Annotated in this window: 10 protein-coding genes (1 of these 10 cut by a window edge); 4 read left to right on the top strand and 6 right to left on the bottom strand. The window is 68.2% G+C overall.

Annotated features, from left to right (window positions below; all coding sequences use genetic code 11):
• Nucleotides 1–244 precede the first annotated feature (244 nt).
• A complete protein-coding gene (locus KO481_RS40195) occupies nt 245–493 on the bottom strand; it encodes a hypothetical protein (protein WP_215923811.1) in 249 nt (82 codons plus the stop codon).
• 50 nt (nt 494–543) lie between these two features.
• Nucleotides 544–1,317 carry a helix-turn-helix transcriptional regulator gene (locus tag KO481_RS44575; protein ID WP_215923810.1) on the bottom strand — a complete coding sequence of 258 codons (774 nt, stop codon included), beginning with the start codon at nt 1,315–1,317 and terminating at the stop codon, nt 544–546.
• A gap of 192 nt (nt 1,318–1,509) precedes the next feature.
• Between KO481_RS44575 and KO481_RS40185 the strand changes: the two genes are divergently transcribed.
• Nucleotides 1,510–2,289, top strand: a complete 780-nt coding sequence (locus KO481_RS40185; protein ID WP_215923809.1) for an ESX secretion-associated protein EspG — start codon at nt 1,510–1,512, stop codon at nt 2,287–2,289.
• 36 nt (nt 2,290–2,325) lie between these two features.
• On the opposite strand, the gene KO481_RS40180 is transcribed toward KO481_RS40185, so the two are convergent.
• The 4 genes from KO481_RS40180 to KO481_RS40165 form a co-directional block, all read right to left on the bottom strand.
• Nucleotides 2,326–4,389, bottom strand: coding sequence for a PPE domain-containing protein (locus KO481_RS40180; protein WP_215923808.1), 2,064 nt, complete (start codon nt 4,387–4,389; stop codon nt 2,326–2,328).
• Nucleotides 4,390–4,446: 57 nt separating this feature from the next.
• On the bottom strand, nt 4,447–11,760 hold the full coding sequence (locus KO481_RS40175; protein ID WP_215923807.1) for a WXG100-like domain-containing protein: 7,314 nt from the start codon (nt 11,758–11,760) through the stop codon (nt 4,447–4,449).
• 54 nt (nt 11,761–11,814) lie between these two features.
• Nucleotides 11,815–12,297, bottom strand: a complete 483-nt coding sequence (locus KO481_RS40170; protein ID WP_215923806.1) for a YbaB/EbfC family nucleoid-associated protein — start codon at nt 12,295–12,297, stop codon at nt 11,815–11,817.
• Between the two features lie 61 nt (nt 12,298–12,358).
• On the bottom strand, nt 12,359–12,679 hold the full coding sequence (locus KO481_RS40165; protein ID WP_215923805.1) for a hypothetical protein: 321 nt from the start codon (nt 12,677–12,679) through the stop codon (nt 12,359–12,361).
• A gap of 277 nt (nt 12,680–12,956) precedes the next feature.
• Between KO481_RS40165 and KO481_RS40160 the strand changes: the two genes are divergently transcribed.
• The 3 genes in view from KO481_RS40160 to KO481_RS40150 are tightly spaced (at most 22 nt apart) and all read left to right on the top strand, a layout consistent with a single transcriptional unit that may run on beyond the window.
• Nucleotides 12,957–13,271, top strand: a complete 315-nt coding sequence (locus tag KO481_RS40160; protein WP_215923804.1) for a WXG100 family type VII secretion target — start codon at nt 12,957–12,959, stop codon at nt 13,269–13,271.
• A 22-nt stretch (nt 13,272–13,293) separates the two neighbouring features.
• On the top strand, nt 13,294–13,806 hold the full coding sequence (locus KO481_RS40155) for a YbaB/EbfC family nucleoid-associated protein (protein ID WP_215923803.1): 513 nt from the start codon (nt 13,294–13,296) through the stop codon (nt 13,804–13,806).
• A gap of 16 nt (nt 13,807–13,822) precedes the next feature.
• On the top strand, nt 13,823–23,664 hold the start of the coding sequence (locus KO481_RS40150) for a WXG100-like domain-containing protein (protein WP_215923802.1). Its footprint extends 18,826 nt past the window's final position; only the first 9,842 of its 28,668 coding nucleotides appear in the window; the start codon lies at nt 13,823–13,825; its stop codon lies off the right edge, out of view.

The raw sequence follows: 23,664 nt of genomic DNA, 5'->3' as shown, positions 1-23,664 counted from the left end.
GTACGAGCCCGGTGGCTTCTGGGTCCAGGCTGCATATCAACTCGAGATCGTCTGAGTGGCTTGGGTTTGCCGTCGGTGAACTGCTTCGACGCTCAGGGCGGATGACGATCCGATTGCCGTGCAACGGTTCTCATCGCCAGCGTCGGTCAGCCTGCAGAAGTGACTATCGACGGTGTCGTGGCCAGCGACCCGCCGCGTGCGGACCAGCGCGGGCCACGCCCGCGCCGACGCGGTGGCCGCTGGCCTACCTCGGCGGGCCTAGCAGGCGATCTCCGCCGGTGACGATGCTCGTTTGCACGCTGATCCAGCCGAATCGGCCCTGCACGAAGGACTTTGCGACCTGGACTCGGTCCAGGCGCCAGGGCTGGCGGCCGCCGTTCACGGAGTTCTGCAGTCCAGTGGACTGCTCGGCCGTGAGTCCCTCGCCGGCGAAGGTCGTGCCGGGCGCCGGACGTCGTCGGCCGCCCCACTCCGCTGCCGATGAACCGGGCACCGCACGAGAGCGTGTTCATCCTGGTGCACCGCGGCCAGCAGGAGGAGCCGCTACGACCGCGTCCCGCGCAGGCGAAGGGCAAGCTGCGTCCGGTTCCGGCAGCCGGTTATCGAAAGAGCTTGGGTAAGATGCTTTTTCACCGTGTCGACACCGATGTGAAGTCGCTGGGCTATCTCGGCGTTGGTCAGGCCGTCGGCGACGAGTCCCGCCACCTCTGCTTGTCGTGGGGACAGGGCAACAGCCGGAGCGGCGGTGTTGTCCGCCGCGAGATGCAGATCCAGCAGACCGCCCAGATGACGCCCGATGAGCCGCGCCAGGGCCAGATCGCGGGGTCCGAACGCGCCCGACTCCGAATCGAGCACACCCATCGCAGCAACGGCACGGGAACTCCGCAACAGAATCACGATCTTGGCGTGCATGCTGTTGGCGAACAGGAATCTGTCCAGGTAGTTACGCATATCGGGTCGGCTGGGGCGGGGAAACCAGTCCAGTGACGCCACGTCGTACCGAGCGAGAAAGCCGACGGACGGCGGCCGCGCGAATGGGTCGTATCGGTGCCAGTGTTCCAGGTACTGCGGGAGCAGACCGGCGACGCGGCCGTTGAGTATCGCGGTATCGTCGACGAAGCAGTCCTGCAACGTCTCGCCCATGAAGAACGTGGTCTCTCGATATCCCAGATAACGCGCCATGGCCTCCAGTGCGACGGCCCGCAGATCACCGGCGGAGGGTGCGCGCTCGCAGTCTTCCAGCACGCGCAGGACGCCGTCCAGATCCCGGCTCGTGAGTGCCTGGGGCGGAGCGATCAGCGAGGGTGGCGGTGTCACTGGAGGAGGCTGCAACACGGTGACAGTATCTCACCCACCTCCGTGTATCGCACCCGCGCTGGGCGAAATGTCTTTCGGCGCCGAGCCGAGTCGTGCGGAAACTGCGAAAATGCGTGTGCGATCCGACGAGTCGTGTGCCCACGCGATTCGTCGGATCCCCGCCATACGGATGAGGGATCGGAGCACAGCCGGATGGGTCGCGCGTGGAGTTTCACGGACTTCGGGTGGAATACGCTGTGGGACAGCGTGCATCACGACTGGCTGCCGGCGCCGCTGATATACACCGAGCGGATGACCGACGAGCACGAGTACCGGGCGGAGAAACAGCGGGTACTCGATCGGTTGCGCACCCTGAACGATCTGGAACTGCGGTCCATTGTCGATGCGCTCGGTGGGCCGGACATCCGGATCGAGGTCCAGGGTTACGACGGGCAGGATATGGAGGATCCGGAGGGCTGCATCCGGGTCCTGGGCGCGCGCCGGGCAGGTCTGGCCGCGGTCGTCGTTCAGCGCCCCGGTGAGACGATTTGGCACAGCGGCGGTTACGACCTCGCCGAATGCGAGGTGCCCGAGCTGGCCGCCGTCGTGGTCGCCGCGCTGCCGGAGATGCCGGCGGGCGAGTTGGGCGAGGTCGTCGTGCCGGGCGCCTCGGCCGAGGATGTCGACTACGAATACGGCCTGTCGCCGGTGTACATCGGGGACGACAGTGCCGCGCAACGGTATCGGGCGTTTACCCGCGCCGGATTCGACACCGTCGGCAGGCTCGACATCGTGCAGGCCCGGTCGAAATTCGGGGTGCGCGGCACGACCCGGCACCGCCTGGAGTGGCGCGATCGACGCGGCGACGGGCGGTATGCGATCCTGCCCGGCGATCCGGCGATCGCGAAGCCGGTGGACGCGCGTGGCCTGGTGGACCTGATCAACGATCGCATCGCCGCGATCGTCACGGCGATCCGCGACGAATCGCTCTGATCCACACGGTGATTACCGGAGCACGTGCGGCGACGATCAGACCGTGATCTGCCGCCCCTGTCCCTGATCGGGCCTGTGGACGCGAACCTTGGTCTTGCGCGACGAGACCGGCGGTTCCTGCGATTCGCCCTCGACGGTCCGCACGGTGACCGGTTGCTCAACCGGCTGGGCCTGCTCGGTTGCCGGATCGGCGGCGCCGACGATCGGGCGAGCCATATCGGGCGCGGTGCCGAATGCCTCGTCGAGATTGGCGGTCGAATCGAGGTATTTCGCGCGCTTGTGGGCCTTGTCGTTGTCCCTGTTCTGTCCGGCGCCACCCATGCCGCCCATGGGCGAGCCTGTTGATGGCATGCTGCCGGCCGCCACGCCCGGCACCGCGACCGCTGGTGAGCCGGGGGCCGTCGGACCGATGAGACCAGCCCGGGGAAACAGGCGAGATTGCCCCTGATAGTCGCCCAGCGCCTGGACCGCACCCGCTCCCATCCCACTGCCGGCGGATCCGGCCGCGGTGCCACCGAATTGCGCAGCGGCCTTATCGGCCAGGCCGGCGATGTCCGAGGGGGTCAGCGCCGATAGCGCATTCTGCGCCGCGGCCTGCTGTCCGGCGGCCAGCGCCTGCTGGGCGGCCTGCTGCCCGGCCTGCAATGCCTGCTGCAGTGCCGATAGACCGGTCTGCAAACCCTGCTGAAGAGCCTGTGCGGCCTGGGCCTGTTGCTGTGCGGCGGTCGATGCGCCCGAAGCGGCGGCGCCGGAGCCTACGGCGCTCCCCGGGCTGAAGCCGGACTGAGAATCTACACCGGAACCGGAACCCGAATGCGAACCCGCACCGAAACCGGACCCCGACACCGAGCCCGCACCGAAACCGGACCCCGAGTGAACACCCGCACCGGAACCAGTACCCGACTGCGAACCCGCACCGGCTCCCGAGTGAGATCCGGCGCCGGAACTCGAGCCGTTGTTCGCCGCCCCGTTGTTGCCGTTATTCGTGCCGCCGTTGTTATTACCCTTATTGCCGCCGTTCTGGTTCTGGTTGTTTCCGTTGTTGTTCTTACTCTGCGGCGCGACGATGGTCGGCACATCTTTTCGCGACTTATCGTATTGGCTGGCATATGTGGACTGGTACAGATCCCGGTAGCTGTTGAGCGTCGCCGCGTCCATCGGATAGCTCTTGCCGTTCTGGGTGACGGTGGCTGAGGTCGGCATCGCGGCCTTCGCTTGAGCCAGCCAATCCTGCGCATACGCCAGATTGTTCGCCACCAGCATGGCGTGAGAGGCCAGATCGGCGAGGATGCACACCTCGTTGTAGACCGCCTCGTTCGCGGAACTCGCTCCGTATCCGAACCAGCTACCGGATTCCATTGCCTTCGAGATCTGCTGCGCCAGGGTGGTACGGGTACTGTTCAGCTGAAGGTACAGGTGCGTCCAGTTGTTGGCGGCGGTATACACCTGCTTGTTGTCTATCGTCTGACCGAGTGTGACCAGCTGAAAGGCGGCCATGCTGCCGGGCTGATCTCCGGTCGCGAGCGCGGGAAGATTTTCGTAGTCGACCGGGAAATTGAATTCCGGAACATTGAATCCCGGAACGTTTCCGGTTGTATTATTGTAGCGGCTCTGGCCGTATACCGGCAGGGAGCTCAGCGAGTCGGTATCTACGCCGTACTGCAGCGCGGCCGGTGTCGGGTTGTGCAGTTCTCCGGACAGATTGGTGAAACTCGATGTCGATTCGTGGTCGGCCTTTGCATAGGCCGTGGCGGCCGAGATGAAGGTGTCACCCATATCGGTCAGAATCCTGGAGTGCACGTCCAGGGAGTCGTTCATATTGCCGACCAGCTTGTTGAACGCAGCCTCCAGGAGATCGCCCGAATGATAGGGCAGCGTACCGAACGCGCCGTTGGGGATGGTCAGCAGCTTGGTCGAATTCTGTCGCAGCCCCTGCAGACTCTCGATCGCGGCGATGCAGGCCTTGACACAGTCGGCGGCGATCGAGGGGGCGAATCCAAAAGAACCCTGGCCTGCCGATTTGCTCAGATTCGACCATTGCGTCTCCAGACTTCCCGGATCGCTGAGGTCCGGCTCGCCACTGTACGGTTGGCCACCCATGATGATCTCCTGCTGTTTCTGGCTGGGTTTGCTCGATCGAGAGCTCGTTCGACGTTCCTATGGCGGGGGCAGCCTGGGGAACCGATCCGGCGGGTTCGCGAGATTGCCGTTCCGGTCGACGGATATGCCCGCGCGCGCCAGGGCATCCCGCATCTCCGGTGGGATCTCCGCCCCGGCACCACCGCCGAAGAGTTTGTTCAGATTGAGGGAGATGGTGGAGTCGCCGCCCACATCGGGAATTTTCAGCGCCCAATCCGGCGGCACCGTGATATGGTTCGCACCGAGTATGCCTGGCAGGGTTTTCTGAACCAGATTCTCGAGGACCGAATAACTCCCCATCAGCTGCAGGGAGTAATTGACGGCCCCCGTCGGCGCACCGTTGTCGGTACTGGTGAACACGGTGTCCATAACGATCCTTGCCGTCAGTGGGACATCGGCGAGGGCGATATGGTTGAAGAATATTCTCGGGTTGACCGCCCAGTAGTTCTTGATCGTTACCTTGTCGACATCGTGCAGGTTCAGCGCGGGGTCGAAGGTGGCCGGATCCTGCTGTGACTCCGCCTCCGGCCAGAAGTTGACATGCTGTTCGATGAAGGCCGGGCCGGGAGCGAGAGGATTGATCTTGACGGCAAAATAATCGCGCTGGTCCACATTCTGCTCGAATCGCCGGCCGCTCGCTTCCACGACCGCGGTATTAGCCGACGCCGAATAGCCCAGGCCGAAGTGTTCGTGCCAGAGCAGTTCGTGGTCGACCGGCGGCAACACATCGGAGAGCCCGTCCCAGACGCCGGACCCGAAGTAATATCTATTGGCCTCGTACGCGATCATGTCGGTCAGCCTGTTGAACCGCAGATAACGGGTCCCGTTCCCGGCCTCCACAATATCCGCCCCGACCCGCATGGTCTTCGTGACCGACTGAGAATCCACCACGCCGCTGCGCCACGCCGCCCGCTGCCACCAATGCTGTTCGGGCAGACTCGATCCGGTCTCGAGTTCATTGATCAACCTGTGGGCGTAGGCGGTCACCCTGGGATCGGGAACATTCCGCGCGGCGAGATCGATCTGGCTGCGCGCCGCGTCGAGCGCGGCCCGCACCCGCTCGGGTGTCGATCCGGATTCATTGAGCACCGCGCGGACCGCGCTGATCGGCCTGCGGAGCTCCTCGGGAAGAATCGGGGACAGGTTGCCGTTGCGCACCTGCTCGTCGAGCATCTGCCTGGTGAAATTCACCTGCATCCGATCGTTGCCGCTGACCGGCAATTCGAATCGGGCGATCACGCGGGCACTGCTCAGATCGACGGTGGCCCCGCTCTGGTCGTTACCGAATCGCAGCAGGCTGTGGACGGCGATATTGGCCTGAACCCACTTCTCGTCGAGCCCGATCTTGTCCCCGATCAGCTGGGTACGCTGGTCCAGCAGTTCCTTCATCCGCTGGGCCACATCCGGATCGGCGCCGTTTCCGTGCTGCCGCAGGGCATCAATCTGCGCCTTGACCTGATCGAGTAGTGTCTGCACGCCCGCCCGCTGCCCGCGCAGGGCCCGCCGTTCGGCCTCCGCGCTCGCGACCTTGTCGTACAGGCCCGCCGGGGGACGCCCGGTCTGACGCAGGGCCTTGTTCACCGCCTGCTGCCGGTCGGCGACTCGCTTGCGGAGCTCGTCGAGGTCGGGGTCGGCCTGGTTGCGGAACTGCTGTTCGGCGTCCTGCGCCGCACGCACCCGGGCCGTGTGGTTCCGCACGTCCCGGCTTTCCCTGATCGCCCTGTCGAGTTCGTTCTGGGCGGCAAGGCGCTCGTCGGCGAGCGCCTGTTCCGTGGCGATGCGCCGATTGTCACGGACGTTCAGCTCGTCCTGCTCCCGGTTCAGGATCACCTGCTGGCGAACGAGGTCTCGCGGATCGATGATCTTCGGAACCGCCTCGCGGACAGGCGGATTCGGCGACATATCCGGCTGCTGCGGGGCATGCTGCTGTGACTGTTCCGGCGGCAGCATCATCTGCTGCATCTGCTGCCCACCCGCCATCTGGGCGGCTTCATCGCCGCCGCCCGGCTGCGGCGGCGTGATCTGGTCGACCGTGATCGGCCCCTGGGGGTTCGGGTTCGCGCCCTGCGGCCGCAGGCCCTGACCGTACGCGTTCGCGGTCTCGTCCTGTGTGCCTCCGGGCCGCGTGGGCAACTCGCTGATGTCGGGACCATGGTCACCACCACCCGATCCGCCACCGGCCGGATTCACAACCGGCGGAGGCTGATTCGAGTCCCCGGCATCGAGCGGGGCGAGCCTGACGGGACGAAGCCGAGGCCGGGCCGGGGCGTCAGGTCTGGTGGGCTGATTCGAGTCCCCGGTATCGAATCCGGTGAGCCTGACAGGACGAAGCCGAGGCCGGGCCGGGGCGTCCGGAACCGTGGTCCCGGCATTTCGCGGCGCCGCACTGTCATCCGCAGATGCCTCCGGGGAGCCCGGCTTCGTCGCGGTGACCTGAAACGGTGATTCCGGCACCCAGCGCAGCCGGGGCTCACCGTCGGAGTACAGCAGAATGGTGCCCTCGTCGTCCCGGTCGAAGAACGGCCGGATATCGGCCTCCTCGTTGAATTCCCATCGGATATCGGTGAATCCGGCATTCTCCAGCGTGCGGATGACGGCCTCGCGCAACCCCTGTTCGGCGAAGTACCTCGGGCCCGTCGTCATCACCAGCTGTCCACCGGGCTCGAGCACGCGGTGAAGCTGGGCGGCGGCGGACGCGGTGAGCTGATCGAGTCCCACATTCTCGAATACGGCCTTACCGGATGTCCCGGTGGGTAGCGCATCCATCTTCGCGACATCCGCCTTCAGGTGAGGGCGGGCCTCCGGATCGATGTTGACGGTCAACTCGCCGCGTGCCAGCGGCCGGAATGCACGCCCGCCGCCGATGATCAGCTCCCTTCCGCCCGGTGCCGAGCCCGTACCGGACAGCGCCCGCTCCACGTCCTGGACGGGTGTCTGCTCCTGGAGGGGGGCGTCCCGGAGATCGAGCAGGTCGAGCTGCCGCAGAACATCGTCGTAGGGCAGATCGTTGAGCGAATCCATCAGTAGCTTGTGCTCGTCCCTGAGCGCCTGCCCGGCTCGGCGAGCCAGTTCTCGCAGCGTCTCCTCGGGAGCCCCGTCCCGGAACGCGGCCCTGAATTCCTGGACGGCCTGCTTGCGCGCCGCGACGAGGCGGGCAGGTCCGGATTCATGCGATGTGGGTGATTCGCCCGATGCCAGGGTGCCGGGCATCTCGGCATGCGGCGCAGGCTCATTCGTGTCTTCGCCCTCGAATGCGGTGAGCCTGACGGGACGGAGCCGGGGGCGGACGGGTCCGTCCGACCCGTCGGGCTGCCGGGATGTCCGCTGGGCGCCTTCGTCCGGATGTGCCCCCGGCTTCGACGGACCTGGCGGCTCGACCGCAGCGGGCCGGGTCGCAGCGGCCTCGACGTCGTGGCCGTTCGGCGTGGTCGACAGGGAGAACGGTCTGTCGGGCTGCGATTCCGGAGGCGGCGTGGGCTGTTCGGCGTCGCCGTGCGCACCGATACCCCGCTGCCAGGGTTCGAGCTGCTCGCCGGAGGCGCCCGGAAGGGGGCCGCCGCCCCCCTCCGCGGAGGGCTCTACTCCTCGAATGTCCCCTGTTCCGGCCAGGTTCCGTTCGTGCGGGCCTGCCACTGCGCCCAGGCCGCCACGCTCGCCCCCGGTGGCGTCGCCGGTCGGCAGGCCAGGCTGGTCTTGGTGATCTCCAGGGGGTATTCCCTGGTCGGTTCCGGAGGTTGGGCCAGGGATTCGATCCGCACCTGGTATTCGATCGTCTTCGGATCCTCCCGCGTTCGCCGGATGATCACCCGGGACAGGTGCGGATAGATCTGCCGTCCCAGCAGGGGCCGGCCGATCCGGACCGACTCGTCGTACCGCTTCCCCGCCAGGTGTGGGGGCGTCGAGCTGGGAATCGTCGTGACCACCCCGGTTCGCCTGTCCACCAGGTAGCTGCCCAGGCCCAGGTGTTCCCTCCGGGCGATCTGCTCCGGGGACAGCGTCGCCTGGCACACCCAGCAGTGGTCGAAGGGGATCACCCGGAAGCGTCGGGTCGTTCCGAATGCCTGTGTCAGATAGTGATTGACCTGTTCCTCGGTGTTCAGTTCCGGTGGCATCTGGGGTTCCTCCAGGCGGTTCGAATGCGACGTACTCCAGCGATGCCGCTTCCTGCACCACATCTTCCGGTAGGCGGGGGTCCGTGATGATCTCGCCCGACTGTGGATCGAACCACACCGGACCCTGGGCGTCGTGTGGATAGACGAGGACGATGGCATGGCCACTGTTGACCATCGGTGTCCCGTCCGGGTTGAACAGCGGATTTTGCTCGGCGTCGTATACCTTCCACCCCCACCCCACCAATGCGGCGGATCCCGGCCCTGCGCTCTCGATCCGAGCGCGCAGGGCATCGAATTGCTCGGGAATCGTCCTCGTGCCGTCGTTGAAGTTGTCCCACGGGCGATTGCCCATCCAGGGACCGATCTGCCGCCACTCGGCATCGCCCACGCCGGTGTACGTCATCTCGCCGTCGACCACGGTGGGCGCGCGGGGCACCGAGACCGTCGGGTCGCCGTAGAAGGTCGCCAGCGCGGAGAGGGAGGCTATGACACAGTTGTCGCCGCGACCGGGCGCGGCGAGACCGCCCGGATTGATGAGCCGCCTGTATTCCTCCGGGTTGACCCCGATCCGGAACCTATTTTCTCCGGGCATCCGCAGGATGTCCTCGAGATCGTATTGGTTTCCGCGATCCTCCAGCTCGGCGTACCTGCCGAGGCGCTGGATGTGCTCCAGACCGCCCAGCATCGCGTCGGTGTTCACCCTGCAGATGGCCCGGCTGAACTTGTAGAGGTCGTCCTCGCTCAGGCCGTGGCCGGATCCGGGCTCCAAACCCAGGTCCTGGTGCAGGCGCTGGGCGAGGTCGTCGACGGTGGTGCCCTCATGGAGGGTGCCGAATTCGCCGTTTTCGGTGAGGTACAGGCTCACGGCGCCGCTGCCCTCGTCGGTGGCGGGGACCAGCTCGGCCAGGAACCGATCACCCGAGGGCAGTGTGTGGCCGCGATTGAACAAGGAGTCACCGGCGGACCGGAGTTTCTCCCACAGCCCCGCCTCCAGACGATCGCCGGTGGCGGGCTCGCTGCTCGGATCCACGGCGATATCCACGGGGATACGGACGACGCTGAGCGGTCCGTCGGGGTGATCCGGATAGCGCCGCCACTCGTACGCCGATGGTTGATCCGGGTCTGTTCGGACGGAAGCGATCTGCGGCGGATGCTCGCCCTCGTACCGATCGAGCGTCGCGAGGGTCCCGCGCGCACGCGCAATGGCGGCCCGATCCTGATCGGACGGCTGTTCCGCCGAATTCTCCGGTAACTGCTGCGGATTCTCCGGCGGTGTCGCCGAAAGGTCCTGGTGTGACGGGTCGTCGGATTCGACCGGGCTGCCGATCCGGAAACTCTTGTCGGCGGGATTCGCCTCGATCGCGGTTCCCGCGCGAGCCTGGATCTCGGACTGGGGTTTGGCATCGACGGCCCTCGGGGCGGCCGGATCATCGGCGGAGACGACGGCGCGGGTGGGGCGCTCGTTCGGGCTCTTGGAACCCACGGTCTCGGTACGGCCGTTGCGCGCCCCCTCCTTCGAGGCCGGAACCCGGTCGCTGGCCGGTACCTGAGATTTTCCCGTGTCCTGTGTTTTCTGCGGCGCCGCGGGAGCGGCGGCGCCCTGCGATTCCGTCTCGTTGCCGGTCGGCTGATCGATACGGGAAATCGTGTCGGCGGCAACGGGATCCAGCGCGGGCGTAGACGGCTCCGGGACGGCCGTGGACCGATTCGCCACGGGGAGTGGCTCGAGATCGGTCTGCGGATTCGACGGTCCGCTGCCCCGGGCGCCGGTGGTCGAGGCATCCGGGAGCACGCCCGCCGCCGTCGCGGAGGCCGGTACCGGCGTTGTTGTTTCGTCGGCCGTTGCGGGACCCGGTATCGGCGTGGCGGTTTCGTTCGTCGGCGCGGCAGAGATGGGCGAATCGCGCATAGGCGCTGGGATTTCCGATGCGGAATTGCTAGCGATCGAGGCAGCCGGTTGCGCTGGTTGCCCGGGGATCTCGTCCGATACGGGAGCGGTATCCGATGTCACCGGCCTCGATGTGACCGGGCTCGACCGCACCGGGCCCGGCGCCGCGGTCTTCAGCGTCCCGGTACGAGGTTCCGCCGCGGCCTGCTCCGGGGGCTTGTTCTGATTCGCGTCGGAATCGACTGTGGGGACCTGACTTTCGCTGCGACCGATCATCGGGCCGCTGTCGTTGGCCGTGCCGCCGCTCTGCTCCGTGACAGTCGGAGCGCTCCGAGCAGGGATTCCATTCGGCGACGCCGAATCGGTGGTTATCGCATCGGTCGGCGCCGTACCCGTATCGGGTACCGGAACGTCGGGGGTGACGGTGGGCACGTCCGGTGCGGCCGTGGTGTCCGCCGTCGTCCCCGGGGCGTGCTCCGAGAGGGCCGAATGCAGCCCGGTGCTCACCGCCAGGTTCAGGAACATATTGGTCGAGAACTCGGGCTTGTCCAGATGCCAGTCCCCGGTCGTGAGGCCACGCATGATGGTGGACTGCGCCTCGCCGGCCACGGTGCCGGCAACGAGTCCTCCTGTGCCCCCGGCGATTCCGATGAGCGCCTGCTGGCCGAATTTTCCCGCGAACGATTTCAGAAGATCCTCGCCGACGGCCTTGCCGATCGGACCGGCGAGCATCTTTTCGAGCAGACTGCCGAATCCCTTGCCGAACAACCGGCCACCCAGCTCGCTCGCCGCCATATTGGCACCGGAGAAGGCGATCTCCCAGCCGTCGAGGCTCTTGATGTGCCCCTCTTCCAGCTGTATCAGCTCGATGAACAACTCCTGCAGGATCCCGATCAGCGCCATCCGCAGCATGGCCCAGGCGAGCGGCAGGTCCGCCTGGCAGCCGGGGATGGCCGCCGATGCGAGCATCGCCACGGTCACCGCGGCGGCGACCAGGATCTGCAGCTTGCTGTGCTCGATGCTCGCACCGGTTCCGTCCGAATAGTCGCCGAGCTGGTCCATGAACCCGGACAGGGTGTCGAACGAGGAGTTGCCGGTGACGAATTGGTCCAGGGCCGCGACGATCGCGTCATGCCCCTTCCCCTCGGGATACGCCACGTCGACCGCGGACTTGGCGTCGGCGAGGTCGGTGTCGAGAGCCTTCAGATCACCGGCTGCCTGCTTCCACGCTGCGCCCAGGGCGAACAACGCATCCTCGTCGGCCTCGGGCCACGTGCCGCCGCCGAGCACACCGATGATGCCAGCGGCCCAGTCCGGCAACATGATGCTCATAACCACCCTCGATCCACGGCTCCACCGCGGTTACGGAACCGGTGCGCGTCCGGTTCACCACTGCGAGTCGTTGACCTCGGATCGGTTGCCCCGCTCTCGATCCGCCTGCGCAGCCGTCCGCGACGGCGAGCCGGGCAGATCGGTCGGCGCCCTCGGGGCCGACGGGAACATGGTGCGGATCTGATCGAAATCCGGTAGACCGGGCAGGATCTCGGAGAATCCGGGGAGGTCGCGGGCCAGGCTGGTGACGTCCGTGATCTCGGCCGATTCGCGGACCGCCGCGGCGGCCGCGTCCTGCGCCGCCACTCGCACTGCTGCCGCGATCTCGCCGTAGTCCAGATCGTCGACATCGTCCGCGAATTGGACGTCGATCACCACGCCGTCGGCGTTGACTGTCACCGAGACCCGGCCGTCGGCGGCCTCGGCCGTCACCATCAGCTGCTCTCGGCGCTCCCGCGCCCGCGCGGTGGCGGCGGCGTAATCCTGAACCGATTTCATCAGCTCGGCGACCTGAGCTTTCAATGCCTCATTGGCCATGGCATTCCTTCCGGCACACCGTCATTCGAGACCATATCGGCCTGCCGTCAGTATGGGTGGGTCAACCGGCGTTCTGGGCTTCCATCTTGTCGATGAGGTCGGCCGCCTGCGTGATGTTATCCGCGTACTCGCTCAGCGTGGCGCCGGATTTGGAGAGTGCGCCTTCGAGATTCGCAGCGGTCTTGACGTAACCGCCCGTGCCGTTCTGTCCGTTGGCGAACTGAGTACCGGGATCGTCACTGCCCCAGTGGCTTGCACCCTCGTCGCCGGTCACGGCACATATCAGCGTGTCGTATACGGATGTGACCTTGTCGGCCAGATCGCCGACTCGGTGGGCCGCCTCGCGCAGCGCGGCGGTGTCCACCTTCACGGTGTCGGACATGATGGCTCCCCATCATTTCATTCGTCGTGGCGATCCAGCCGAGCCCGACGGCCCGCGGACAAGAACACCCACGAGATTACTGCGACCGCAGGCGGATTGATACGGCCCAAAGGTGGAATTCTCGGCGTAGCGGAATCTGTTGGGCCTGTGATCGTTTCGCCTGCTCGCACACGGGTTCGACCACACGCTACCGCCGGTTCACTTGTGCGCCACGGCGAGTTCGCTGGCGGCTGTCATGGTGCTCTCAGGGGTTTCTGCGCCGACGGAGGGACGAGCGATGGCCGACAAGATGATGGTCGAGGTGAACAAGCTGCGCACCGCGGCCGATAAGACCGAACGCGTGCACGATCGCATCTACGACGTGCTGACCACACTGCAGGCGTCGATGGTGGCCCGCGGCCCGGTGTGGGGCAACGACTCGCTCGGACAGCAGTTTTACGGCGACGACAAGCAGGGCTACAAGGGCTCCAGCGAGAACCTGATCACGGGCGCCGGTCAGATCGCCGACACCATGGACAGCTTCTCCCAGGCGCAGTACAAGTCCGCCGACCAGTGGGAGACGGCTGATCAGCAGAGCGCCGGTCAGTTCTGAGGCCGGGCTGGATCGGCCGACCATGACGAACGAGCGGGCCAAGGCGGACCTAGCCGCGGTAGTCGACGGGGTGCAGACCCAGTTGCAGATGATCGCGCAGGTGCAGCGGGATCGAGCCCAACTGCTCGGTACCGCGACGGTCCTCAAGGGCCGGGTGTCGGTCACGGTGAACGCCGCCTTGGTCGTCGTCGAGACGAAGTTCGGACCCGGCGCCGAGGATATGACCTTGTCGGCGCTCGCGCGCGCGGTGACCGACGCCGCTCAGCGGGCCGCGGAGGATCTGACCCGTAAGAACCAGGAGCTGATGGCGCCGCTTCGTTCGCATCGGGCCCGGATGCCGAGCCTCGCCGACCTGATCGAGGGGATGCCCGATCTGCGCGCGGGGCTCGGCGAGCCGCCGAAGCCCTCGCTGGCGCGACCGAATTCGCCGGACCGCGAACCGCCGCCGGAGGGGGGCGGGTTGCGGTTCACCGACGTCGAGGACATCGACCGCAGCGCCGAGCCCAGCGGCCGCGTGACCGACTCCAGTTGGTGAACCGAGGGCAGGGCGGATGACGCTCGAATTCCCCAGCGGCCTGCAGTGGGTCGGCGACCTGATCCAGATGCAGTGGCCGCAGGGCGACGAGGACCAGATGTTCGCGCTCGCCGGCGACTGGCACACCGCGGCCGGTTCGCTGCGCGACATTCTGTCCGATATCGATGCCGCGCAGGCGGCGAGCGTCGATGCCTATATCGGCGACGGCGTCCAGCAGATGATCGACGACTTCAAGACCATGCGGGACGGTCAGGGGTCGCTGTCGGATCTGGCCGACAACTTCTCGCAGGTCGGCGACTCCGTCTACGGCGGCGGTACGAACATCCAGTACCAGAAGATGATGTTCTACTCCACGCTGGTGATGACGGCCGCGGACCTGGCGATGGTGTGGCTGGAACCGTTTACCGCGCCGATCGAGGAGGCGCTCATCGTCGGCGCCGCCCGCATCGCGGCGCGCATCATCGGCCGCGAGGGCCTCGAGATGATGGAGAAGTGGGCGGCGAGGCTCGCCGAGAACGCCCTCGCGAAGTTCATTCTGCGACACATCGTGATCAGCACGCTGATGGCCACTCTCCAGGATGTCGGCATCCAGGAGTTGCAGGTCATGGAGGGAACCCGGCACAACGTCGACTGGGGCCAGGTCGGCATCACGGCGCTGAGTTCGGCGGTCGGCGGCGCGCTCGGCGGAGGCGTCGCGGAGGGGCTCGGCTCCACCCTCTTCAAGGATGTCTTCAAGAACGAGATAAGAGACGTCACCAATAAGGATGCTCAGGCGGTGGCCAGCCGGTGGGCCGCCAGGGCCGCCCGCGCCGGAATAGGCGTGGCCTCGGGGGAGATCAACGCGCTCGGGGCATTCGGCACCAACTTCGCCGCGCAGGTGGCCACCCAGGGCTGGGACAAGGCCGTCGAGAACACCCACTTCGACTGGCGCATGCTGACCGGCGCCGCGGCGACCGGTGTCCTGTCCTCCGGCAATCACGAGATGAATCACTGGGCGAGCGAGCACTTCAATTTCAGGAAGTCCTCGAGTCTGGCGAGTGTGTTGTCCAACATCGGGGCCGCTCCGGGCGGCGACGGCAGTCATGCACCGCACGACCTGGTCAACAGCCACGGCACCGATGGATCTGGGGCCGAGGGGTCGGGGGTCAACGGCCACGCACCGAATGACACCACGTCGAACGGCGCCCCGCCCCGGACCGGTGCGGGGACCCCGGATGTCTCGGCCTCGTCGAACGGCCATGTCGTTGCGGGCAGCCAGGATTCGAGCACGGGCGGCGGAACCACGACGGCGCACTCTACGGATAGCGCGGGCGGGTTGCCGCGAAGTTCGACGTCGACCTCGTCGACCGGCGGTGTGTCCACCGACTCCGGCGGAGATACCGGGTCCGGCGGTCGTTCCGGCACAAGTTCCGAAACTACCTCGGCGACAAACGAATCGGCATCCGACACCGTCGTGCCGACTACAACCACCATCGGCGCGGCTCCATCCGGCGTCGAATCAGGCAGCAACACAACGACATCCGCGCAGTCTACCGGCGGGGGCGCCGGCTCGGCCCGCTCGGACGGCACACCGGGCGCGAGTCCGCGCTCGGACGCCCCATCCGGCGCGACGCCGCGCTCGGACACCATGTCCGGCACGACGCCGCATTCCGACGCTACGTCCGGCACGACCCCGTCCACCGATCGAACCGGTGCGACATCCGATGCGCAGGTTGGTGATTCGGGCAACGAGTTCGCCGATGCCACGGGCGGCGTCGATACCGGCAGCCACACCGAAATCGGCGGGGGTATCGACGCGTCGGGTCGCACCGACGCCGCGGGCAACGGCGACGGCCGCATCGACCCACCGGCCGATGGCCGGGCTCCAGGCTCGGACTCCCGCACCGACGGGCGCGACTCGTCCACCGTGCGCGGCACCGCCGACCCCCGGAGCCGGACCAGTGGCCGCGGACCGGAGGGCGCTCCCCGCGCGGGCATCGCCGACGACCGCGGCGGCGTCGAGCGTCGCGGCGCCACCGCATCGGGCGACAGCGCCGAGTCGAGGTTGCGCGCGGCGGGCGCCGGCGAGCGCGGGACCGGCTCGCCCACCGGCAAATCCGAGGAGGTGACGGCCGGGCGGCAGGAGCAACGCGGTGCTCAGGCCGCCTCACCGGAGAAGGACAGTGCCCGTGCCGTGCTCGACGAAAACCGCACTCCTGCAGGTGATCGCGACCGGCGGCCGGAGCCGGGCAACCGGGAGGCGGGACTCGAACCGCAGATGCCCGCCAAGGAGCGCGCTGATACCGAGCCCACCGGCGGACGCACCGATCAAGCATCGCGTGACGAGACCGAGATCGCCGAGGCCCGGGACCGCGCCGCCCACGAACAACAGCGGCAGCGCGACCGGATCGACGAGTCGCAACGGCGCGTCGACGAGACGCAGGAGCGGCTGCGGCGGGCGCAGGAGGCGCTGGGTCAGGGTGCCGTCCTTATAGAAACGCACCCCGACCATGCCGGGACCGAGGATCCGGCGGCTAGCCAGCGCAGCGAGCTGGCCGCGGCCGAGGCCGAATATCACGCCGCGGTGGCCGATCACGTGGAGACCCTGCGGGACGCCACCGACAATCTGGTGGCCGCGGCGCGCGACGCCCATGCCGGCGGCGTCCGCGGCAAGGCGCTGACGGAGGCGTACCGGGCCGCGGCCAAGGCGGCACGGGACTATTACCACGCCCGGACCGCGGAGGATGTCCCCGAGCATCTGCAGTTGAAGGATGCCGCGCCGGAGACGCTGCGCCGGATGCTGGAATCGGGCTCGGAGGCCGACAAGTTCGCCGCCGTGATCGAGGCGATCCGCCAGTCCGATGAGGGCAAGATCATGCGTGAGGTGCAGGTCATGGGCGCCCTCGCCATGCGGGACGGTGCGATCAACATGGACGCGGGCGAGGGCAAGTCGATGGTGTTCCTCGCCAGCGCCACCATCGACGCGGTCGAGCACGGCAAGGTCCAAGTGCTCACCACCCGGGACACGCTGGCCAATCGCGAGGTCACCGCGTATCTGAAGACACTGCACGACTTGGGTTTCGATGTGGTGCGGATGAACCCCGACCACGAGTACGCGACGCCCGCCGAGGGCAGGCCCACGATCTACATCGGCACCATGGAGGATGTCGGGTTCGGTCACCTGCGCGGCAACATTCCGCCCGGCAAGCACGTCGCCATCGATGAGATTGATGAGGCGCTCGTATATGCCAACACCACCTACATCCTGTCGGAGGGGGCGGGTGAGCCGGCGTCGGCCGAGGTGGAGGCCGAGGTGACGGGGGCGGGCGAACTGCTCGACAAGAGCCTGGCCAAGGATGCCAAGGGCCACAGCGTCCTCACGGAGGCCGATCTCGGCCGCAAGCCCGGCCAGCAGGGCGGGCCCGCCGTGCTGACCGACGAGGGCCGGGCCAAGGTCGAGGAGTCACTGGGCCGGGAGCTGACCAACGACGAGCTGAACCGGCTGAACATGGCCGCCGCGGCCAGATACGAATACCAGGAAGACGTCCATTACATCGTCGAGGACGGCCGGGTGCTGATCATTGATCAGACCACACACAAGGTGATGTTCGATCCGGAGACCTCGACGGAAAGCCGCTGGAACGGTGGCCTCGCGCAGGCCATCGAGGCCAAGCACGGGCTGCAGATCCGCGACGACCCGGGTAGCACGAACGAGAAGTCCGCGAAGGAGCTGATCAACGAGCATTACGAGGGCAAGACCGGTGCGTCGGGCACGGCGAAGTCCGAGCAGGTGGCCGGGAAGCTGCAGCAGGACTACGGAATCGGCGTCACGGAGATTCCGCGAAACGAGGATTCCAAGCTGCTGCACGGCGCCGACGATGTATCGGATACCGAGGCCGAGAAGCTGGACAAGATCCCCCAGGACATCGCGCTGAATCAACAGTCGGGTCGCCCGCAGCTGGTGCTGGCGCACCGCAACGACATCGTCGGGAAGATCTCGTCCAGGCTCACGGAGGCCGGCGTCGAACACGTGGCGGTGGATGCCCGCTGGTTCGCCAAGAACGGCGTCCACGCCGAGGAACGATTGCAGGCGATCTTCGACGAGGCGGGCAAGGAGGGCAAGGTCCTGGTTATCAACATGCAGGGCGCTCGCGGCGTCGACATCAAGATCGGGGCCGACGTCAACGCGAAGGGCGGCCTGCACGTCATCGTCACCGGCCACTCCGCCGTCTCGCACGATATCGACATCCAGGCCGAGAACCGGGCTGCCCGGGCGGGGCAGCGCGGCAGCGTGCAGTACTACACCTCGCCCGAGGACGACCTCTACGCCCTGAGCGACAACCCGGCCGTACAGCACGTCGTGATCCGCTTCTCGCAGGCCGCCGGCTCCCACGACGAGTCGGCCGACGTCGTCACGCCGGCGCCCGGCACGGAGACCGTGGCTCAGGACACCCGGTTGGCCGGCGAACAGCAACTCCGCGACCTGGTCGAGCCCCTGCAGAAGGCCGCGGCGGATCGGCTGGTCCTGAGCCGGGCCCCGCCGGGCGCCAGCCGGGCGCCCACCGCCACCCGCGACACACCGGGCGCCGATACCCGCGAACAACCGCCCGTACCCCCGCCCAGGACCCAGGAGACGCCGTCCGCCGGTGGAACCGCCGGGCAGGACGCCACCACACCCGGCGCCGTGCCCGCCGACGGCGCGAAGACACAAGGCGGCGGAGAGCGCACCGCCGATCCCGAAGTTGCGGGGTCGCAGCCGGATTCGTCGACCGTCCACTCGCCGGAGGCGCGGGTCGCGGATCCTGGAATCGCGGAATCGCAACCGAATGCTCCGGTCGCCGAATCGGTCCCGCCGGCCGCTACCCACGGCCTCGGTGACCAGAGTTCCGAGCCCGCGGATTCGACTGTGGCGCAGGACCAATCGCCCTCCCCGGTGCGTGAGGAGGCCCCCGCGATGGTATGGGCGACAACGGATCCGGGCGCTCTGCCGGCGTTCGGTGAGCTCGTCGGCCACGAAGCCGCCGGAGCTATGCCGACGCCGGGAACCGTGCCCGGGCCGGTGGATTCGACTGTGGCGCCGGATCGTTCGCCACAACAATCCGACATGCCGGTGCGTGATTCCGGGACCCCCGCGATGGCACGGGCGACGACGGATCCGGGCGCGGCGCAGGATCATTCGCCGCAACAGTCCGGCGATCCTGTGCGGGATCACCCGATCGCCGGAAAGGCCACGGCGACTTCGGATCCGGGCGTCGTGGTGGTTTCCGCCGATTCGGTGCAGCCCCGGCGGAGCGCCGAACCGGACCTCGGCCCGGCGCACGACCGCTCGGCCACGCCACCGCAGACCGGGGCGCGGGCGCCGCGCGCGACGCATGCGCCGACCTCCGACGGTTCCGTCCCGCACTCCGTGCGCCGCGGGTCCGGCCCGGCCGCGACGAGCGAAGCGCCGCAACAGGATGCGAACCGCGGCAGGTGTGCCCCGCTCGCGCTGAAGCTCATCGTCGAGCTGACCGGCAGCAAGTTCATCCGGATGTTCGACCGCGAGGTCGGCCTCGAGGGGGTGACCGCGCAGGAGCTCGAGCGCGCCGCATTCGGCCAGCTGCGCCCGTACTCCGGCCACGGCGCCATCGTCGATGCGATCGGGGGCAGGCGGCGCCACGGGCACGTGGCCCTGGTCGTCGACGATTACGGGGCCGGCGCGCATGCCTATCTGTACGTCAACGAGCACGGCACGATCATCAAGCGGGATCCGTCCACCGGTGAGGTGCACGAGTATCTGGGGTCCACGCCGGCGAACGTGCGCGGCACCCACGCGATCCTTTTCGACGGCAAGGGCCGGCCGCGGCATCCGCTGGTGCGGATCGGCCGCCGCTACGGTGCGAGATCGTATTCGACACAGTCGTATTCGACCTTGGAGGTGCCGATCGGCCAGGCCCTCGACGATCACGAGGGGCGGTTGCGGTCGATACTGCGCGATCTCGGATCCCCGACCGCCGAGACGATACTGGCCGCCTGGGACCGTGGCCTCTTCCACGGCAATTTCGACCACGGGCCGAGCGCGGATGGCCGCAGCGCCGGATTCGGTCGTGCCGACCTGATCGCCACGGTGTACACCGGCGACTCGAATCTGATCGGGCACGTGCTGAGCCTCGCGCACGAGAGCGTGCACGCCGAACGCTTCGCCGCCGGCACCTCGGCGTTGGAACGGGTGCGTGACCTGCTCGAACCCGATTTCGTGCGGGAGATGGTCGCCGAGGAGGCCGAGGCGACCGGCCGCCGCTTCCGGCTGGCGCAGGAACTGCGGGCCGCGCGCTTCGACGTTCCGGAGCACGAACTGGAACACGTCTATCGCAATGCCTACGACCGCGCACTCGCGGCCTACACCTCCGACGACCCCGCCACGCCGGCGCAGCGGCAGGACCAGGCGCACGAGGTCGCGGTCGAGCAGTTGTGCGGGGTGATCGCCACCTTCGGGGCCGACCACGGCAGCCAGCATTACGAGGGGTTCTACTCCGACTACTGGCGCAGAGTGCGCGCCGACCGGCCCTCGCGGCACGGCGACTTCCGCCACGTTCCGGCCGACCCCGCCCTCGTCGACCGGCTGCGGATCGGATCGATCGACCGGCACATCGCCGATGTGCGTGTCCGCGAGCGGACCGCCGCGTTCGACAGGCTCGCCGATCGGCTGGGCATGGACCCGACCATGAGCCGGGAGATGCTGGACTACCTGCTGTCGGACCGGCTGCGCTATACCGCGGGAGCACTGTCCCGAGATGACCTGCCGGCCGCGGACCGCGCGCAGTTGCTGCGGTGGCAGCACGAGCTGCGCTCCCTGCAGGACGCGGCCGACCGGGCGCACAACGCCAGGGCCGCCTACGACGCGCAGGTCGGGCAGGTGTCCCGCGACGCGTCCCGCGATGTGCTCGCCGCCGAGATTCGGGGGCGGGACGGCGCGGTGCAGTACGGCGACCGTGTCGTCGTGGTGCCCGGCGACCGGCCTACGGTGCTGATCGCGGCCGCCGCGGGCGACCATCAGCGGGTGCTCCGCGCGGCCCCGCCGGAGGTGGCCGCCGCGCTGGCACATCCCGACGCCGAGACGCAGTACCTGAACGTCGAGACCCTGCGCAACGGCCAGGTCCGCGTGCACATCACCGACCGGCCGTACGTGGCGCAGGACGATCCCGTGCAGCCGGTTCCGCCGCGAGAGCTGGCCGCCGCGGCGTCGGCCGAGAAGGTGGCGCAACTGCGCGAGCAACTGGCCGACAGCGAGATGGGCCGCTGGGCGCTGGGCGTGCTGGACGAGCACGGCGTGCGGATCGGCCACGACTCGTCCGGCGGCTCTCGATACGTGCCCGCGCACAACCGGGTCATCCTCGATGCCGGCGGCACCGACACCCGGCAACTGGGCGCGCTGGTGCACGCCGCCGTGCATGTCCGGCTGGGGCACCAGCACGACGATCCGGCCGCGAATGTCGTTCCGCTCGGTGGTGATTCGCGTCATACCGGCGAGCGCGGAGACCCGCACGCTCCCGGGGAACTGCTCGGTCCCGAGCAACCGTACGTGGACCGGATGCTCGGCGAGGAAACCGACGCGCACGCCATGGAAATCGCGGCGATGGCACAGCTGAACCGGCCGGATTTCCCGGAGACACCGATGGAGCGCGCCTACGTCGATGCCTACGGCGCGGCCCGGGAACGGGCGCAACGGGACGATCCGTCGCCTCCCTCGAGCGAATTGGACCGCATCGCCAACCAAGCCGGCGTGGACGCACTGCGCCCGCTGGTCGAGATGCACGACCCCAACGGCGACGGGCGCACCTACGGCGAACTGTTGCACGAGGCGTGGAAACGCGCCAACAACCCGCGCGCCGCCGGGGCGCCCACCGCCGAGGGGACACCGCCCCGTTCCGCCGGGAACCGGACGCCCGGCGAGGAGGTGCACCCGGAGGGCTCGGCCACCTACCGCAACTTCTACCGCGGCAGCGCGGATTTCGGTATCCGGGGCTCCGTCGACGAGCACGGCGTACTGCATGTGAAGGTGCGTGTCGGCCCCGGCACCCCGACCGGCTACGAGATGTTCTCGGACCTGATGGCCGCGCTCGGCGATCGGGTGCGAGTGATTCAGGGGGAGTGGTCGGCCGCCGGGTACCTCTCGGACAACCTGGACACCTTCAACGCCGCCATTCAGGAGCTGCTGCTCACCCCGGAGGAAGCGGCGAAGGTCACCTTCACCGGCCGGCTGGCGGAGCGCTTCGGCTTCACCGAGGTCACCTTCGGCGATCCGGAGGAGGCCGCCGCCACCGGTCCGGGTTATCGCGCCTTGGAAGGCCGCCACGGCGAATATGTCGGTGCCACAGTACGATTCAGCCGTCCCGGCGCGTCCTCGGACCTTCCCGCGCCGGATTCGGATTCGTCGCCGGCCGACCCCAGCGCGGCCCCCGACGGCACGGTGCTGTGCGAGGGCGCCCTCCCGACCGGCGAGAACGCCACCCCGCTGTACCGCGGTATCCCGCGCCTGTTGCCGGACGGCGCTGTCAATCCGGCTTATGAGGCGGCGCTGTCCGGACGGGTGGTTCCCCGTGGCACCGCGGACGTGACGGGTGAGGCGCACGTCCGGAGTCTTTCGCAGACCAGCGATTCGACGTCGTGGTCGCGCAGCCGGCGCACGGCCGAGGTATTCGCCCAGGATGACGGCGTGATCGTGGAGTGGCGGACCGGCGCGCCGCCGGAGGGAGCCACCTGGCGATTCAAGCCGCTGTACGAGGAGGGCGACCTCAGCCAGGTCCTGATCCAGGGCACCCTCACCGGCGTCCGCACGGTGCGCTGTGTCGCCCCGGCGCCCGCGGAAGAGCTCGAATTGCCGGAGCTGCCGCCGCGCGGATCCGGCAGTGGCCATTCCGCGGATGCGGGCGATCCGGGGTCGCGGGTGCTGGCGCGCTCGCGGGCCGCCAACGCCGACTGGGACGCCCGCGCCGCCGCCCGTCGCGCGCAATCGCTGCGGGCCGAGGCGAATCGTCTCGTCGAGCGCGATGGTGAGGGCCCGGAGAGCGGCGCGGCGTGGAGCGCGCGTATGCGGGCCGAACAGGCCGAATGGGAAGCCCGCATGGCGGCCGAGCACGCCGACCGGATGTGGGAGTACGCCGGCGGGCGCGACGCCGGGCAGTCGGCCGGTGAGCAGCCGGTCGCCGAGGGCGCCGAGAGTGAGCAGGACGTCGACCAGAGCGCCTGGGAGCTGCAGCAGCGCCTCGAGCGGGCCGAATGGCGAGCCCGGATGGCGGCCGAACACGAGAACGTCATGTGGAGCCTGGTCGGCCGGGGGTCCGAAGAGGTATCGGCGCTCCCGCTGTCGGAGCGGATTCTGAACCGGATGCGTGCTTCCGCGCGGCAGTTGGGTATCGATCCGGAAGGTCTGAGTGCCGAGCAGTTGCGCGGACGGATCACCTCGGCGGCGGTGGCGCGGGCGGATCGGCTGAACGAGCAGATGCGGCAGCTGGATTCGCAGGTTACCGGTGGTGAGTCCGAGTCCGAGTGGGATCGGTTGCTGGCGCGGGTGAACGAGGCGCGCGAGTGGGTCAGGAATGCGGCGAGCGACTTCCGCGAGTATCGGCAGGCGGTCGAGGCCGAGCGCGCCCCGGAGCAGGCTGAGCGTGAGCAGGCTCCGCCGGACCCGGACCACAACAACTCGGGCGGCGGAGCACCGAAGCGCCGTCCCTGGCGCCGGAACGGCAACCAGCAGGAGCATCGGCCACAGACGCGGCGGCTGCGCAGGGCGATGCGCGAGCTGGCCCGGGCCACCGAGACGCGCGTGCGGGCCTGGGGCGGCGTACAGGCGCGAGTCCGCGACGCCGGCCTGAATCCCGATCAGGTGCTGCGTCAGGT

The organism is Nocardia albiluteola (genome assembly GCF_018860155.1).
GTDB lineage: Bacteria > Actinomycetota > Actinomycetes > Mycobacteriales > Mycobacteriaceae > Nocardia > Nocardia albiluteola.
The sequence above is the reverse complement of the archived record's forward strand: the minus strand, read 5'-3'. Positions and strand labels throughout refer to the sequence as shown.